Annotated in this window: 15 protein-coding genes; 14 read left to right on the top strand and 1 reads right to left on the bottom strand. The window is 43.0% G+C overall.

Annotated features, from left to right (window positions below):
• Positions 1-135: 135 nt before the first annotated feature.
• The 14 genes from OCU30_RS06730 to OCU30_RS06665 all read left to right on the top strand — a co-directional run bounded on the left by OCU30_RS06730 (position 136) and on the right by OCU30_RS06665 (position 16,978).
• Positions 136-2,100, top strand: coding sequence for a methyl-accepting chemotaxis protein (locus OCU30_RS06730; RefSeq protein WP_077312868.1), 1,965 nt, complete (start codon positions 136-138; stop codon positions 2,098-2,100).
• Between the two features lie 207 nt (positions 2,101-2,307).
• Positions 2,308-2,736 (top strand): GNAT family N-acetyltransferase, encoded by a 429-nt coding sequence (locus OCU30_RS06725; protein ID WP_095532883.1) that lies wholly within the window; start codon positions 2,308-2,310, stop codon positions 2,734-2,736.
• 36 nt (positions 2,737-2,772) lie between these two features.
• Complete coding sequence (locus OCU30_RS06720) at positions 2,773-3,087, top strand: DUF4144 family protein (protein WP_077312872.1); 315 nt, start codon at positions 2,773-2,775, stop codon at positions 3,085-3,087.
• 401 nt (positions 3,088-3,488) lie between these two features.
• Entirely contained in the window at positions 3,489-3,929 is a 441-nt protein-coding gene (locus OCU30_RS06715; RefSeq protein ID WP_077312874.1) for an STAS domain-containing protein, read from the top strand.
• Positions 3,930-3,949: 20 nt separating this feature from the next.
• A complete protein-coding gene (locus tag OCU30_RS06710; protein ID WP_077312877.1) occupies positions 3,950-4,927 on the top strand; it encodes an ATP-binding protein in 978 nt (325 codons plus the stop codon).
• Positions 4,927-6,591 (top strand): putative bifunctional diguanylate cyclase/phosphodiesterase, encoded by a 1,665-nt coding sequence (locus OCU30_RS06705; protein WP_077312879.1) that lies wholly within the window; start codon positions 4,927-4,929, stop codon positions 6,589-6,591. Before OCU30_RS06710 ends, OCU30_RS06705 begins: the two co-directional genes overlap by 1 nt.
• Before the next feature lie 281 nt (positions 6,592-6,872).
• A complete protein-coding gene (locus OCU30_RS06700; RefSeq protein WP_205408774.1) occupies positions 6,873-8,699 on the top strand; it encodes an ABC transporter permease in 1,827 nt (608 codons plus the stop codon).
• Position 8,700: 1 nt separating this feature from the next.
• Entirely contained in the window at positions 8,701-9,846 is a 1,146-nt protein-coding gene (locus tag OCU30_RS06695) for an ABC transporter ATP-binding protein (protein ID WP_077312882.1), read from the top strand.
• Positions 9,847-9,908: 62 nt separating this feature from the next.
• Entirely contained in the window at positions 9,909-11,015 is a 1,107-nt protein-coding gene (locus OCU30_RS06690; protein WP_077312884.1) for an ABC transporter substrate-binding protein, read from the top strand.
• 98 nt (positions 11,016-11,113) lie between these two features.
• Positions 11,114-12,568 carry an inositol monophosphatase family protein gene (locus tag OCU30_RS06685; protein WP_077312886.1) on the top strand — a complete coding sequence of 485 codons (1,455 nt, stop codon included), beginning with the start codon at positions 11,114-11,116 and terminating at the stop codon, positions 12,566-12,568.
• Positions 12,569-12,572: 4 nt separating this feature from the next.
• Positions 12,573-13,586, top strand: a complete 1,014-nt coding sequence (locus tag OCU30_RS06680; protein WP_077312888.1) for a LacI family DNA-binding transcriptional regulator — start codon at positions 12,573-12,575, stop codon at positions 13,584-13,586.
• A 172-nt stretch (positions 13,587-13,758) separates the two neighbouring features.
• Complete coding sequence (locus OCU30_RS06675; protein ID WP_159439101.1) at positions 13,759-14,448, top strand: oligogalacturonate-specific porin KdgM family protein; 690 nt, start codon at positions 13,759-13,761, stop codon at positions 14,446-14,448.
• A gap of 10 nt (positions 14,449-14,458) precedes the next feature.
• Positions 14,459-15,742: a histidine-type phosphatase gene (locus OCU30_RS06670; RefSeq protein WP_077312892.1), complete on the top strand. Its 1,284-nt coding sequence runs from the start codon at positions 14,459-14,461 to the stop codon at positions 15,740-15,742.
• A 129-nt stretch (positions 15,743-15,871) separates the two neighbouring features.
• Positions 15,872-16,978, top strand: a complete 1,107-nt coding sequence (locus tag OCU30_RS06665) for an adenosylhomocysteinase (protein ID WP_077312894.1) — start codon at positions 15,872-15,874, stop codon at positions 16,976-16,978.
• A gap of 41 nt (positions 16,979-17,019) precedes the next feature.
• Here OCU30_RS06665 and OCU30_RS06660 read toward each other — a convergent pair whose 3' ends face one another.
• A complete protein-coding gene (locus OCU30_RS06660; RefSeq protein ID WP_077312896.1) occupies positions 17,020-18,036 on the bottom strand; it encodes a HoxN/HupN/NixA family nickel/cobalt transporter in 1,017 nt (338 codons plus the stop codon).
• Positions 18,037-18,240: the final 204 nt, after the last annotated feature.

The raw sequence follows: 18,240 nt of genomic DNA, 5'->3' as shown, positions 1-18,240 counted from the left end.
GTCATTATCTGGGCGTAAATATTGGAAATTATCCTCGACTCTGCATATTTTTATAGAGGTTTAAAGTGATAAGGCGATATGCATTATGCTTAACCTTCTGCTTAATAATATGGCTAACTTAATTGGTATACTTGTATGAAAATAAAAACCAAACTGATACTTGCCTTTAGCGTTGCTGTGATTATACCTGCTGGTATTTTAGCGTCTTTATCGATATTTGAAGCAACGACGGTAGCCAAAGAACAATTTAAGAAAGCCACTTATAAAGAAATTCTTCAAGTCGATCGTGCATTTACGATGTTTTTTGCTAATGCCAAACGTAATATTGGATACTTAGCAACCCTCCCTTTAAATAAAGAACACATTCCACAGTCTCCAAAGTTTTCGTCGCAAGAATATGTCGATAGTTTTTCTGGTTGGAATTCGCTACAAGGAAAATCGAGCGACTTATGGAACAAATTTGAAAGTTTTGCTAAATCTCACCGAAATTTGGCTTATGTCTATACCGGTCGTGAAGATGGTGGTTATATTGAATGGCCAGGAAGTAACTTCACCAAGCCCTTCGATCCGAGAGTCAGGCCTTGGTATAAAGCCGCGATGGCGGCAGACGGTGAACCAGTTATCACCAATGCGTACTACTGGGCTGGCGACGATGCGACGTATATTGCGATCGCGCAAGCATTAAAAAATGCTCAAGGCAAGCCGATTGGTGTCACGAGCTTCGATGTGTCGGTAAATGAACTCACTGATATTGTGAAAAATATTACTATCGGAGAGAAAGGCTTTATTGTACTAATCGAGAAGAATAATAATATTCTAGTGGATGCATTGCATCCCGATAACACGTTTAAGCCGGTGAGTAAGGTAGATACCCCATTTTTTAATCTGCTTGATAAAAATCCGCGTGGATTATTTGAAACAACTCGAGATGGCGTCGATTATTTTGGTCAGGTGATTACCTCTGAAGCACTGGGCTGGCATTTTGTCGCAATGGTGCCCCAAGCCGAAGTCTATGCGGCAGCTAAGAAACAAATGTACGTGACTATTGCCGTGACGGTTCCGTTGGCGCTGCTATTTATTATTATGGCTGTGTATGTAGCGCGGGCGATTACATCACAGATTAATAATGTCACCAGTGTTCTACAGCAAATTTCTCAAGGTCATGGGGACTTAACCGTTAAGTTAGATTCATCTGGAAAAGATGAAGTGGGTGAGTTGTCAACAGCCTTCAATGGCTTTGTCGATAAGCTTGCCAACTTGATTACCGAAGTCGTTAGTTTGAGTACACAGTTAAAAGTGATGTCTGAAGCGACCACAACGAAAGCGCACCAATGGCAAGATGACTCACGGCAGCAATTAGAAAAAGTGACGTTAGTGACTGAGGCGATCAGTGAAATGTCTAAAGCGACTGCTGAAATTGCTTCTAATTCTGAGCAAGCAGCGAGTGTTGCTGAAGAAGGGGCGTTAGCGTGTAATGATGGTAAAGTGGTGGTCGAGAGCACTCGCGAGTCAATAGAAACCTTAGCAACTGAGGTCAGTAATACGAATGAAATTATAGGTAAGCTGAATGATAATTCTCAACATATCACGGCTATTATAACGACAATTCAAGGTATTGCTGAACAGACCAATTTACTTGCACTAAACGCTGCAATTGAGGCAGCACGCGCAGGAGAGCATGGGCGTGGGTTTGCAGTGGTGGCAGATGAAGTACGCAACTTATCGCAAAAAACGACCTCTTCGACGGAGGAAATTCAAAATATGATACAAGAACTACAATCGACGACTCATCAAGCGGCAAGTGTCATGCAAAACAGTAAAACGATGACTGACAGTGCGGTTGAACAGGCCAATGTGGCGAGCGAAAGTTTGAGTAGATTGTCTCATGCTATTGATCAAATAAAAGGAACGTCGATTCAAATCGCGACAGCAACAGAAGAGCAATCTTGTGTCTGTGAAGATATTACCGTCAATACAAACCAGATTAATGATATAGCGAATCAGTTAACGCATGAAGCGCAGGGGCAGTTAGATAGTGCCGAAGAATTCCGCCGTTTATCTGATAAAATGTATGATTTAGTCGGTAAGTTCAAAGTATAGGTATAGCAAAATAGTCAGATATATCATGACCCACAAAAAGCCCCAAAGTTGGGGCTTTTTTACGCAAAGAGTAGTGAGCTATCGTCGCTAATATAGACCTCTGATTATAATGAAGAGGTTGAAATCATACCTTGACGATGCATCAGACTATATTCATTATTAAATCAATAATTAATGATGATGCTGTAAACATTCGAAATGAGAAATATGATGAACCTTCATATGTTAACGACCGATTTTAATGATAAATATGCCCCATGGATACGTATGGTTCGCGATACCGTGTTTGTCGAAGAGCAAGGTATAGCGCCATCGCTTGAACATGATGGTCTTGATGATAGAGCGCAGCATTCTTTAATTTTTGTTGAAGGTCAGCCTGTTGCTACTGGTCGAGTTTTAGCCGATGGGCACATTGGACGTGTTGCTGTTATCGCGTCTTTCCGCGGCTGTGGTATGGGAATGAAGGTCGTCTGCTCTCTAATAAACGTGGCCAAGAAAAAAGGCTATGCTAGAGCCTATCTTGGAGCACAATGTTCCGCGATTGGTTTTTATAAAAAATTGGGATTTAGCTGCTATGGTGAACGCTTTATCGAAGCGGGAATCGAGCATCAAGCGATGGAATATTCGTTAATTTAGTCACTTTATACATAAGATTATGGGAGTACATCAGCTATGGTTACTTGGCCTTGCTTACTAAAACTTGAAGGTGATGCAGAGTTAATATTTATTGCTTCTTACACAGCCTTGCTTGATGAGTGTGAAGCATTAATTTTGAGCCAAAATGATTGTATTATTGATAGTGTCGGGAAAAGTTACTATTTACGTACCAGTAAAGGTAGAACGGTTGAGTTAGAACCACAAAAACGTTTTTATACGTTAGAAAAAATTACTGAATTAATTCAAAAGCATGAGTTTAGCAAGGCGCAAATGTGTATTATGAAAATTCAGTTCCCCACCATTGAAAGTGCCGTGAGTGCACTCCAGTAGATCTCGTGACAGGAGTGGACTAAATTGGAAAGCAGCCTGTGATCTACATGCTGCTATCACCGTATTTTTAGTCTCGAGAAAAATCTACACTCTAGCCAATGAATAATGAATATCCTGTCTCCAATTCACACAATTTATCCATATAAATAGGTAGCAATTGTCTGGTGACTGGCTCTCTTCCACTAGGCGATATCATGCGCTCTGAATTGCCACTCATTTTTAGTAATTTAGCTCTAATAGCGTTTTTACAAACCATCGTTTTATCAGAGTTTTATACTGAAGCTTATGAAAATAAAGATATATTTATCCTAAAGTGGTAGGGGATTTGGGGATGCTATTTTAAAAACTCACTATACTTTTTATACAAAGTGTACCGTCGGTTAAAGTAGAGAGAGTTTATTATGGCTTCACAAGATGTAGCAATAAGTCGTAGACATATCATTGGCGAAGTGCCGATGATGGTATGTGAAATTTCCGATCGCTGTTTGTATACCGGTTTTTTCGGTTCGATTGATTCTGGGCGTATGGCGCAGATAACCGATAAGATTACGGAGCGTTGCGAGCTTGACAACGCTAAATTAGTTATTGTTGACCTTGCCAACGTGGATGCCATCGATACGGCCGTCGCGACTCATTTAGTACGCTTAGGAAAAGTACTTGAACTCGTTGGTGTTAAAGTTATTTTCTGCGGAATTAAAGGGAACCTAGCACGAACGATGGTAACGGCAGGTGTTGAATTTGACATGTTCAAAGTGACGAGAGATTTAAAATCTGCATTGCTATACTCTTATGAATTTACTGGCTTGAAACTTGTTCCTATTGATGAGAATACGCGAGCTTAAATAATCGTTTGGAGGTGGCAATGATCGAACTCAATATTGATAAGCCAGAAGATGCCTATCATGTGGCACAGCAAGCACGTCACCTTGCACATGATATCGGATTTTCAGAGTTTGATATTGGTATGATAACCATTGCCGTTGCAGAAATCGCAACCAACGTCGTCAGGTATGCACTCCCAGGCATCGCGTATATTAAAACCATTGAAAATCATCAAGGTATAGAGGTGGTGATTGAAGATTACGGGCCGGGAATATCGAATTTAGAGCAAGCCATGGTTGATGGGTTTAGTACGTACTGTGAACCGAGTATCGGCAAAGGGTTAGGATCGGCTAAACGCTGTGTTGAGGAATTTGTCGTTAATAAAACGAGCGAAGCCGGGACCATGATAACACTTCGTCATTTTTTACCGATCATTGAACATAAGATAGATAAAATGGGAATGTCTTTTCCTACACTTGGTCAACATTACAATGGTGATCGCTATCTTATAATGTCATATCAAGCCACTAAGCTTTTAGCTTGTGTTATTGATGGCGTAGGAAAAGGTGTAGACGCTTCTAAAGCTGCAGATTGTGCACTTGAAATAGTCCGAGCCAATTATAACCAAGATCTTGATATTATAGTTAAATATTGTCATGAAGCACTGAAAACCCATGAGTCGAAACATCCGGTTCAAATGGGTCTATTACGGATTTTACCTAAGGTAATCGAGTTTTGTGGTATTGGCGATATAGGAATAAAGATTCAAGCGGTGAAACGCAATAGCTTCCCGGTACAAGATGGCAGCATTGGTATGATTTTACCGAAGAAAATACATGTTCACACTATTGAACGCTCGGCAGATACCACCATTTTTTTACATACTGATGGTGTTAGCCTTCCCGAAAATACGCGATTAAATACTGATACGGGATTTGAACGGGCGTGTTGTTTGTTATACGAACAAACCGCTACACCCGATGATGATGCCACGTTAATTGTTATTAGGGATAGATAATGAATCACCTACTTAATCAAGCAACCACGTTACGCCAGCAATTGTCGAGCATTGTCTCAGCAATACCTTTTGGTGTTTTAGTTATTTCTGATGACCAAGAGATTGAAATTATTAATGCAAACGCGTTGGCGTTTTTAGGGATCCAAAATAAACTACCCGCTGATTTTATTGACCATAAATATGACTATGCGCTGGCAACTATTCCTATAGTGTTAGATAAGTATGAGAAACTGATTTTAACAGGCAAGCGTGATACGTTTTCTTTACCAAGTCGTGACCAGTTAAATGAACGTCAATTATTTATTACGTGTCAAAAAATGCTACAAGGGACATTATTTGTTATTGAAGACCGAACTCAAGAAACGATATTACTACACGACACGTCTCATGATTATTTAACTCAATTACTTAATCGCCAATGCTTTGAAGCATATCTAAAAAACGAATTAGAAAGTTATGATATTGATGAACAATCTGTTTTAGTATTTATTGATTTAGATAGATTTAAGCTTGTTAATGATATGGCTGGCCATGAAATTGGTGACGAAATTCTTAAACGAGTCACAACCGCTATAATTAGCTCGGTTCAAGATACTGATGAAGTTGCTAGAATAGGTGGCGATGAATTTGCATTATTAATAAAAAATTGTCGACTCAATCGAGCGAAAGATATCGTTAACGTTATTTTGAGAAAAGTCGAAAATATTAACTTAGTACATAGTGGGAAAGTGCTCAATGTGAGTTTGTCTGCCGGGATTGCACCTGTTGATTCAGGTGTTTATGCTAATGTTAGTCAAATAATGAATGCGGTTGATTCGGCATGTCGTTTAGCAAAAGCTGATAATGAAGAGCGCATACATATTACTGATTCGTTTGATAGAGAATATACTAATTATTTACAAGATACTAGTCTATTGAATATAATCAATAATGCGATTGCTGAGAGTGAGTTTTATCTTGTTGGGCAAGAAATTTCATCATTAGATTGCCATTCAGATTATAAACATTATGAGATATTGCTGCGGTTGAAAGCGAGCGATAACTCAAATATTCCACCAAATTTGTTTATTCCTGTTGCAGAGCGTTCTCGAATAATGTCAAAAATTGATCGTTGGGTCATTACGGAAGCATTTTCGATGGTTGTCGATAATATGAATATTTCCATTAATCTCTCAGGACAATCTTTATCAGATATGACGTTAGCAACATTTATTATGGAGTTAGCCGATCGTTATCGCGTTAATCCGGGAAATATTACGTTTGAAATTACAGAAACAGCGGCAATTGAAAATATTGAGAAAACGCAACTCTTTATCCAAACATTAAAAAAAGACGGATACAAATTTTCTTTAGATGATTTTGGAACAGGATTATCTTCTTATCAGTACTTAAAATCGCTTCCTTTTGATTACATTAAAATTGATGGAATGTTCGTTAAAGATATTGCTAATGATGATTTTTCTCATGCAATGGTCAGCTCTATTAATGATTTTGCCCATACTATCGGTCTTCATACTATTGCAGAGTTCGCCTCTAGTCAGGAAATCGTAAAGCATTTAAATAATATGGGTGTCGATTATGCCCAAGGTTTTTATATTCACGAACCGCAACTCTTATCTGAAATTGTCGCATTGGCGCTAAATGAAAGCACGTATCAAACTTAATTAATCACACAACCGCAATCAGAGTCTCAGTTTGATGGGGTAAATACTTAATAGTGATATAAAACTGTGCCGACTCCTACTTATGAGTTAGTTGGTATTGTGCCTTCTTCTATGCCTCAGTTGTTGATTGTCCATTCACTCATTGATTTCTCTCCTGTTTTTATCTTTACACTTCTGTCATAAAAACTTATTGCACATATGTGCAAAACGATCACGTAATTGTCATATCTATTTTTTAACGTAACCGCTCAACCTTAAAGAGACTGACTTGGAGTATAGCGGTGAATAATAGTATGAGTGATAGCCTTGGTATTATCCCTCTTCGCTATAGGATTAAGCACACGGTTGCTTTTGCCTATCGCGAGCCTGCGAATTGGATGGGCGTAATACTCGTTTGCTTTTTCGCGTATGTGATTGTCGCACCGGTTATTTCGATTTTACTTAATGCAGGGATCGTGCAGGTTGGAGATGCAACGCGCACCCACACGGCTGAAGGATCTTGGACCAGTTATTATTTTATCCGCACGTTATGGTCACGTATGTCGAACTTATTATTGTGGACACCCATGTTTCATACTTTGGTGATTGCGATAACGACTGTGATAGTGAGTTTGATGTTGGGGGTTACGTTGGCTTGGTTAGTCAATCGTACCGACATTGCAGGACGAAAATGGTTTATGACCACCCTGATAGTGCCTTTCATGTTACCTTCTTGGACCTTTGCTTTAGCGTGGAAAACCTTATTTAAAAATGATGTGATTGGTGGGCAGCCAGGTTGGTTTAGCGGTATGGGGATTGATATACCTAATTGGCTAGCATACGGCTATGTACCTACCATCGTGATTTTAACCTTACACTTTACTCCGATGGTGATATTAATTGTCGGTAACGCCATTAAGCGGTTTGATAGTCAATTAGAAGATTGCGCTCGTATTCTAGGGGCATCACGCCGCACCATTTCATGGTCGATTATTCTGCCAATTATACGACCAGCACTGATGTCGGCAGCGTTATTAATTTTTGCTGATTGTATCGGTGAATTTGCGATTCCATATATTCTTGGGTTACCTGTACATTTTGATACGCTTTCCACTCAGCTATATCGAGCATTAAGCTCACGGCAGAGTGGGGTGGCAGCGGTGCTTGCATTAGTGATTATGTTAATGGGAGTGCTGACGTTAGTGATTGATTTAAAAATGATGCGTGAAGCAAAGCGGTTTATCACTGTGGGTGGAAAAGGCGGAATGGAACGGGTTTCTGGTCTTGGTCGGTGGCGGTGGCTCGCGTCACTTTTGCCAATGAGCTTTATTGCCGCAGGCGTGTTTATTCCATTAGCGACTTTATTCTTATCAACAATTATGGTGTTACCTGGTCGGTTTACACTCAGTAATTTTACCTTAGATTTTTGGATAGGCCGTCACCTCGATACGGTAGCGTTAAAGCAAGGTATATTGTTGACCCCTGACTTTTGGCATTCCGTGTGTAATACAATAGTGATTGTTGGTATTGCATCAATGGTATCCGGTGTCTTGGGGTTATTGGTTGGATATACCGTGATGCGTTGTTCGTTTAAACCGCTTGGTAGTGCTCTACGCCAGATAACCTTTTTACCGTATTTAGTGCCCGGTATTGCATTTGCTGTCGCCGTTTTATCATTATTTGCGCAATCTCATGGTCCGATTCCCGCGCTCTATGGCACACCACTGCTACTGATTATCGCATTGATTGCCGAAAAAATGCCTTATGCGAGTCGTTCGGGAATTGTTGCTATGACGCAGCTAGGTAAAGATCCGGAAGAGGCGGCCCAACTGGCTGGTGCAGGTTGGTTTACACGGATCACGCGTATTATTATTCCTATTCAAAAAGGCCCACTCGTTACTGGAATTTTGCTTCCATTTATCTCCGGGATTAAAGGGGTAAGTCTGTTCATTATTCTCGCTATCCCCGCAACCGATGTGTTGACGACCTATTCGTTACGGTTAATTGACTATAACTACGATCAAGCCGCGAATGCCGTTGTCCTGATGATAGCGTTAATCGCTTGGACGGGCACCGTCGCCATTCAAAAATTCTCCGGTAATTCATTATCAGCCGGATTGGAGAGCTAATATGCCAACTATCCATTTAAAGAACTTAACCAAACGCTATAGCAGCCATACCAAACCGGCGGTGAATCAGCTCAATCTAACGGTCGAAGATGGCGAATTTTTATGTTTACTTGGCCCATCTGGATGTGGAAAAACCACCATCTTGAGGATGATTGCCGGTATTGAACCAATCAGCGATGGTCGCATCGCTTTAGATGACAAGGTAATCGATGACGTCGTCGATGGCTGCTTTGTCCCGCCGGAGCAGCGTCAAATTGGTTTGGTCTTTCAAAGCTACGCACTTTGGCCTCATATGACGGTGGAGCAAAATGTCGAATTTGGGTTAAAGCTGAAAAAAGTACCGACTGATGAACGCCGGCAACGCGTACAAGAGGTGATGAAAAAACTACGGATTGGCGATTATGCTAAGCGGTATCCCGCCCAGCTATCTGGAGGTCAGCAACAGAGAGTTGCACTAGCTAGGATGTTGGCGGTAAACCCTAAAGTTTTGTTGCTAGATGAGCCACTTTCAAATTTAGATGCCACGTTACGTTTAGAAATGCGCAATGAATTACGGCGACTGCATCAAAGTTATGGGACGACCATCATATTTGTCAGTCACGATCAATGGGAAGCGATGACGCTGGCCACCCGGATAGCGGTGATGAATGAAGGTCAGTTGCAACAAGTGGGGACACCTAATGAGATTTACTCACGTCCCGTTAATCGGTTTGTTGCCGAGTTTATCGGTAATCCGCCAATGAACATGATTGATCTGCATCAGCGTGATTCGCCGTTGGTCGCTCATATTCATTCTGTCGTCGGAGTCGATGCACGCAGCAATTACTGCGGTATTCGTCCTGAAGCGATTGATCTCACTACCACGCCAAGTATGGATTCCTTTCCTATGGTGGTTGAGAGCATTATTCCAACCGGTGGTAATTGGATTGTTGAGTTGGTATATGGCGCGGCGAAATTACGTAGTTGTATCAACCGTCTCCCCAAGTTTTCCACGCAGCAAACCGTACATTGTGTATTACCCCATCAGGAGTTGCACTTCTTTGATGCGCAGTCGCAGCGAGTGCCAGTCAGCGTTGAGCAAATTAACCAAAAAAACACTGAAATCGTGGCGAGTTTCTGTTCCGCCCCTATTTATCAATTTGGCTGAGTGACGCGCTCAATAAACGAAATGTAAAAACTAAGATAATTGCAACAGATAAGGATTGAATCATGACTTTTAAAGTAACACACCAATGCCTGCTCGCAATAATGACGCTGCTCGGAGCCAGCCAAGCTGACGCTGCGCAAGTAGATAGGCAAACCTTAATTGCAAAAGCGCAGCAAGAGGGGCACTTAACCATTTATGCTTCAACAGGAAAAATCGTTCAACAGGCGAAAGCATTCAGTAAAAAATATCATATTGATGCGACGGGCATTAAAGCGAAAGCACCACATATTATTGATATTATGAGCCATGAAGCTCAAGCACATAATGTAAGAGCCGATGTGGCATTAGTTGAAGATGCGCCGGCAGGGGCAATGCAGTTAATTGAGCAAAACGCCGTGTTCAATTATGTGCCAACGGATTTAAAGTCAACGATTGCCACCCGTTATCAGAACCCTCTTGCTGTGGTGTTAGCCCCAAATGTATTGGCTTATAACACCGCTCATCATAAGACATGCCCGATCACTAACTTATGGCAATTGACCCTACCGAAATGGAAAGGCCGTGTATCGATGCAAGATCCCACCGGTAAACCCGCGTATACCGATTGGTTTAACCAAATGGCCGAGCATCACGATGATGCGATCCGTCAAGCTTATCAACTGCAATTTGGTCAGCCACTGCAAACTCATGAAGACAGTGCGATGGCCGAATTTGTCAAACAGTTAGCGCATAACCGCCCGTTACTGACTCATTCTGATACGGATTCTGCTGCCGCGATTGGCTCACCGGATACAAAACAAGATTTCGTCGGTATGATTTCTACCGCCAAATTTCGTAAAAATAAAGACGGCATGAAGCTTGGGTTATGTACTGGTGTGCAACCCGTGCTGGGGTGGAAATACCCAAGTTTAGGAGTAATAGCAACGGGTTCTCATCATCAAGCGGCCGCGAAATTATTTATACATTATGTCCTTACACAGCAAGGCATCGCTCCGCAAGGAGTGGATGGGAAAATGTCGACCAATCGCCAAGTTCATGTCCCTAAAAATGAAGCCTCGGGTATCGAAGCCTATCGTGAGCAACTCATGGGTTTCAATATGAAGACCATTAAATCAGATTGGGAACACCGCCAAGATTGGCAAGATCTTTGGACACTCAGCTATAGGTAATAAACCAGGTTTAGCTTCTTCTTAACACACCGATAAACATATCAGGACCAACAAGTTAGCCTGATCCATAAGCATTCTAGTTGTATGAGGGCAGTTTTTTGAATCATTATCTTGATCAACGCGAAGTAGTACTTAATACCGTCATTAAACAGGCGGGTGAACTGGCTTTAGCGCTTTTTCATTCTCGCTCGGCTGGTCAATTTCAGCTGAAAGGTAACCAAGATTATCTTACTGAGGCGGATGGAGAGGTTGAGCGTTTCATTTGTGAGGCGATTGGTGCGCAGTTTCCACACGATATAATCTTGGGCGAGGAATCGGGACATACCTCTGGTGACGATCACGCGATTTGGGTGATTGACCCTATTGATGGTACTGCGAACTTCGCACGTGGCATTGAACATTTCTGTGTATCAATAGCGTTTGTTCGTGACGGTGTCACTGAGTTAGGCGCCATTTATAATCCAGCTAGTCATGAATTGTATAGAGCGCGTCGCAAAGCCTATGCCTATAAAAATGATCAACGGATGTCTGTATCAACCACAGAGCGGGTTGAGGCGGCGACTTTTGAACTGGGCTGGTCGAATCGGGTACCACAAACACGTTATATGTCGACGATGTCTGCCATGCTGGAGTTGGGAGCGAATGTACGCCGCGGTGGCTCGGGAGCGCTCGCTCTCGCGTGGGTGGCAGAGGGGCGTATTGACGGGTATGTCGAATTACATATGAATGCGTGGGATTGTTTAGCCGGGTTGTTGATGGTACGTGAGGCGCAAGGACAAACGGGTGCGTATCCACATAGTGTTGCGGATATTTTCACTGGTGGTAGCGTCTTGGCTGGCTCGATACGTTTTGCGCCGATGTTATCGACGCTTAGTCATATCCCTTTAATTGAGGATACGCCATCAACAGCAGTGAACAATGACACTGTAAAGTATCCTCGTCCCGAAATCAGTTTGATATGCCAGAAGTTACCACGCTGGAACACCGATATTTATATTGGCGGAGCAACCGGTGCGACAAATGTCTCTTTACTTGCTGAATATGGCATTAAAACGGTACTGAACTGCGCGGTCAATTTAGATATAGATTGGGTAGTCGCACCGAGTAATAACATGCATTCACAATTAGTAATGCACGGGGCTGGTGCGGTGCGCTACTACAAATTAGGTCTGATTGATGGACCCGGTAACACGCCGGAGCAAGTATATGTGGGTTATCAGATGTTACGGGCTGCACTTTTGCAACAATTACCTAATAAGCCTTCTTATCGTCATCATGAACATGGCCATGTTTTGGTGCATTGCCGTGGTGGGCGCAGTCGCTCCGTTATTGTTGTCGCGGTTTTTTTACATCTAGAGTGTCCTGAGCAATTTCCGACTTTACAAGCCGCGATTGACCATATTCGTGACAAACGCCAATTACATCCAGATGAATGGTATGAAACGCCGAAACCGGATTTGATTGTATTGGGTGAACGAGCAATTGCTATGCACCATGCCGTTGATGTCAGCCAGCGTCAATCTCATGTTGACTACCAACGCAAGGAAGCCTAACGATATGTGGGATGGAAAAGCCATACCGGTAGCCACTGCCAATGATGTGGCACGCCGAGCGGGCGTGTCACGCTCGGCGGTCTCGCGAACTTTTACACCTGGTTGCAGTGTATCTGCAGAGACGCGTCGTAAAGTAATGGCAGCTGCAGAAGCGTTGAATTATCACGTGAATATGTTGGCAAGAGGACTCTCGAAAGAAGAAAGTCGACCTATTTGTATTCTTGGCGGTAAATTGGCTCAACCTTATCAAGCCAGCCTATTAGATCAACTCACCCAACAACTTCAGCAAGCACAACGGGCAGTAATGGTGATCAATACGGCGGGTGGAGCCGTCTGTGCCAACCAAGCGCTTAAGCAGACGTTAAACTACCGTGCAGCAGCGACTGTGGTGTTATCAGGAGCACCGGAAGCTTCTTTAGTTGAGAGCTGCTTGCAAAGTGGTCAGCAGGTTATTTTGGTTAACCGTCTAGGAGAGTTTGCCGGGGCTGATCATATTGGCATTGATTACAGTACGACTATGAATGACGCATTTTTTATGCTGGATCGTGCCAAGTGTCAGCATATCGCGTTAATTTCATCGGCCGTGCAATCGCCCAGTATTGTCGTGCGTGAGCAAGAGTTTTTACAAGCTGCACAACAGGGAGGACATCGCTGTCAGGTACATTACTGCGATTCCACCTCTTATAACGGTGGGGCGGCGATGGCGCGTCAATTGCTTGCTGGCCGAGACCGTCCCGATGGCGTGTTTTGTGTGACGGATCTCGTCGCATGTGGCTTTATTGATGTGGCGCGTTATGAATTTGGCTTAACCATTGCGCGAGATATTTGTATTGTCGGTTTTGATGATATTGAACAAGCGGGCTGGGGCGGATATCAATTAACGACCTTTGCTCAGCCATTACAAGATATGGCTCGCGCGATTAACCAATTGCTGTTACCGGATAGAGTAAGCCAACCACCTTTAAAACAATTATTCAAAGCGCCCCCTGTTTGGCGCAAGACCGTTAGAGCCGGTTAGGTCTCGAATCACAAATTAATGAGACTGGTTATTTAAGATATTCACCAAGCTGAATGGTCAGCTAGGCGGACGCTTGTCGTCTTAACAACGCATATTAGTCACCGTATGCGTCATTAACTCCGCGGTTTATTGATACACCGCCGCATTGAAAAGATAAATGATAGGAAATAGGATGAAAAAAACACAGACGTTATCTCTGGTACTAGGCAGCATTCTAGGGTCATTTGGCGTACATGCTACGAGTTTGTCTTATAGTCATAAATATGAAGATGTCTCGAAAGGACATACGGATGAAATTGGTGTCAGCCATCATTTTGCGAGCGGGCCTAAGTTGTCTGCTGCGCTTAAATTTGAGCCAAATGAAGAAGATAATGGTGATGCGGGTATTGCGTTTCATGATGAGCGTTGGCATGAAACTAAACTCAAGATGAGCTATCCATTCACCGCTATAGACGCTTTTATCTTAGAACCGGGATTTTCATGGGCTCGTAAGCAAGATAGTTACAAATATAAACCCTACCTTAAGCTTAAATATAAAGGCTTCAAACGTGTTGAGTTATCGAGTCGTTATCGTTATGAAGTATCTGACTATGCCTACAAGCCGACACGCAAAAAGCAGCGTTATGATATTGGATTGAAGACAACAGTGTATCGTATTGAGATTGGCTATACATATTCTTATTACCGAGGCGATAGCATATTATTTAATCATACGAAAAATGATTATGAACAGAAAGTGTCGTTCTCTTATCCTATTGCTAAGGCATGTGCACCTTATATTGAACTGACTAACGAATCAGTAAGTAAAAGTAGTGATCGTCGCCAAACTGAAATTGAAATTGGCTTGAAATATAAAATTTAGGAATATCATTATGTGGCATTTACATAAAACATCGTTGGCTTTGATATTGATGGGCATAACCTCAGTAGCGACTAGCGTGCAAGCGAGCGATTACATGTTAGATAAAGTGGTCAGTGTGACCCGTCACGGGGTGCGCCCACAAACCAATACGGAAAAACTTGATAAAGGTACTGGTCGATCTTGGCCTCGTTTTGGTGTCGCTGATGGTCATCTTACCGGGCATGGCTATACGGGAATGTGGCAGCAGGGGCGTTATCAGTTGGCGCAATGGGAGCGTGAAGGACTATCGGTGCATGCCAATTGTGCGGGCGCAGAACAGACATTTTTATGGACCAGCCCACACCAACGTATTAAAGCCACAGGTAAAGCCATCGCGGATGGAATGTTTCCAGGCTGTGGTGTTGAGCCATTAAGTGTGCAAGGAAAAGATGGTCCACTATTTGAGCTGTATCATTTACATGCTGCGCATATGGATAAAGCGATAATGCGTCAACAAATTATCGCCCGTATGGGCTCGCCAGCAGAAGCTCAAGAGCGCCATAAAGAGGAAGTGGCTTTGTTGAGAAACACAGTGTGCGCCCCCGAAAGTTGCCAATTTTTGGATCAACCGTGGGGCGTCGCGTTTAAGTCTACGGGTAAGCCTAAGTTAACCGGTCCTGGGAAATTGGGCGCGACGATAGGTGAAACCATCCGCTTACAATACAGTGATAATTTACCGATTGATCAGGTTGGGTTTGGTCATGGTGTCGATGCTAAAGCGGTCAAAGCATTGATGGCCATTCATGCGGCGCAATATAACTACGCTTTGGACACCCCTGAGTTTGCGGCGCATAGTGGGTCTCTATTGATGCGCCAAGTGTTATCAGCGTTGACCTCTGAGACGCCTCTGCATGCAAATTGGCCGGGAGACACACGCTTAGAGCGCGATTTGGTAATGTTAGTTGGGCATGACTCAAACATTGCAGAACTGCAAACCTTACTTGGTTTTTCATGGTCGCTGGCAGGGTATCCTAGTAACGACATTCCTCCTGGTGGAACATTGAGCTTTGCACGTTTCCATCAAGCCAACCATTCTCAAGAGTGGGTTCGCATACGATTTGCGGCGCGAGGCTTGGATCAATGGCGTAATTTAACCATGTTGGACAGTCAGCATCCGTTGCTCCATGCAGATTTACAGCTACCAGGATGTAAAGAGACGGCTGTCGGAACGCTGTGTCCTTTAGCTACTGTGGTTAATAAAGTCCGTCCACTTTTAGTCAAAGATGGGATGGAACTCCCTGTGTTTAAATCCTAGCGCTTATGCATTCGGCGATAAATATCGGTTTAAAGTTGATTCACGCAGACACAGTCTAGGCGTCGAATCGACTTTTCTATATAGTAAGTTACTGAATTAATTTATATTACTATAGTATTAGGGAATGATATGTATCAGGATTTTACCGCAGAGCTCAATTGGGCTTCTTTGCATATGCCTCGCACGAGTGCAGCGCTGCACGCTCTGCCGGATTTAAGTGACGTACGTCTTGCATGCAATATGCATCTTGATTTAAAAATGGCGCCGCTGGTGGCTGGGTTATTAGATAAAGGCGCGGCGATTTATCTAACAACATGTAATCCAACCACTGTACAAAATGAGGTTGTCGAGTATTTAAAACACAAAGGTGCACAAGGTTATGCTTGGCGTGATATGACGGCAAGCGAGTGGCAGGCATCGTTTGATAAGGCTCTCGAATGGCAACCGACGCATCTATGTGAAATGGGGGCGGATCTAACGACCCGCTTACATCATAGCGAGCATGCTGTCGATATTATTGCCGGTCTAGAAGCCACAGGGTCGGGAATCAATCGGTTAGGTGATATGAGCCCGCAGTATCCCATTTTTAACTGGGACGATTTACCGGTAAAAGAAGGGTTGCATAACCGTCATATGGTTGGGTTGACCGCATGGCATACCTTTTTTCAAACCACACATTTAACACTGCATGAAAAAGTCGTCGTTGTCATTGGTTATGGCTTGGTTGGACAGGGGACTGCCGCGTCTGCGCGTGCCTATGGCGGCCAAGTTAAAATTGTCGAGTGCGATCCAGCCCGAGCTTTACAAGCACAGTATGATGGCTGGCAAGTTGTTTCTTTAGAGGACGCGGTACAATACGGGGATGTATTTGCCACCGCAACTGGGGCTGAAAATGTGATTAATAAACCCCATTTAGATGCAATGAAACAGGGAGCGTTTGTTTTAAATGTCGGTCATGTTGCCAAAGAAATTGCGGTGGACTATTTACAAGCAGAAGCGCACATGAGTGAACCAATGCCTTATGTCAACGCGTATACTTGGAATGGAAAAACCCTTTATTTACTTGCCAACGGCTCAATGTTTAATTTAACCGCAGGGTATGGCGATAGTTTGAATGCGTTTGATGTTACGTTGGCGGTTATGGCCGCGGGTATTGGTCACATTGTTGGCGCAGGAGCACAACACTCATCGGGCGTGTATTTATTGCCTGAGTCGGCTTGGGCATCGGTGTTGTAATATTTGGGGTAGTTCTGACCACCTCAATAAGTGTTCTTGGCTTATTGAGGTGTATGAGCTGCTAGATGATAGCCGCGCCAACGGTAGTGGCAAAATGCCATGGCCCAAAACACGAGTATAATAACAATCATCAAAAATCCAAAGTGCTGAGTGACGTGATTGATGTGTGCTAAATCTGCAGCTAAAGGCTGGCTCAGAGGCCAATATTGGGTAACGACATGTGTTATGCACAATAAGCCCACATATACTGCCATAAGCATTGAAGCCCCCGTCAACGCTGTATTGTAGTAGAGTTTTAAAAAAGGATTATCTAATGTCCATCGATAAGCGTTGCCGATGACAATGTTATTGATACTGTCAACAAGTAGCATTCCCATGGTAAACAGTACCGACAACAGTACCATGCTACTCCATGAAATACCGGTGTTGGCGGTAGTGGTGGCAATTGACATCACACTAAGCTCTGATGTGGTCATTGCACACATGCCAAATAAAAAGCCTAATAAATACATTTGTTTACTGGTTTTTAGGTGTCGGTCGAAAAATGCATAAAAGGCCAGTAATGGTGTATTACGTCGTGAAGGTGCGGTGATACCGTATTTCACCGCTTGATATTGCACCCACGTTTTTTTTAGAGCGATACCGTTAAGTGAGGCGACAACCAAAAGAAATATTCCACAGATGAGGTGGCCAAAGCAGTGTCCCAAATGAAGGGCTGTCTGGGTGATAGCAGGATATTGACGAAGTAGCAGACTGACGCTAATTGTCATCGCGATGATCATCGTCGAATGACCCAGAGAAAAATACGTACCGACATTGACTGGAATAGAGGTACGGTTTTGCATGAGTTTGCGGGTAGCATTATCAATCACGGCAATATGTATTGGACTTAAAGCATGCCGCAGACCGAGCATCCAAGACATAGATGCCATCGCAAATAAAGTCGGGCTTTGTCCAAACGAAATAAGAGCCCAATCCCAAACGAGGATATTGGCAATCACAATGACACTAAAGAGACCAATAGAGCCGCGAATATCAGATTTTAAGGTGGCTAACATGGCTCCCTCAATATAGACAACCTAAGGTTCAAATGAATGGGCTATGAATTGAAAGCGCTTCCATAGACGTTGCGCAAACAATATACGTGAAATTCAAAAGTGATTCCAGAATAATTATAATTACATGATAAATTTAACAATACTTATGCAATTTAGTGTATTTAGGCGTGAGTGATAAACATGAAATAAAAAAGGGTAATAGAT

Source organism: Vibrio palustris (assembly GCF_024346995.1).
Lineage (GTDB): Bacteria > Pseudomonadota > Gammaproteobacteria > Enterobacterales > Vibrionaceae > Vibrio > Vibrio palustris.
This window is presented reverse-complemented; position numbering and strand designations above follow the sequence as displayed.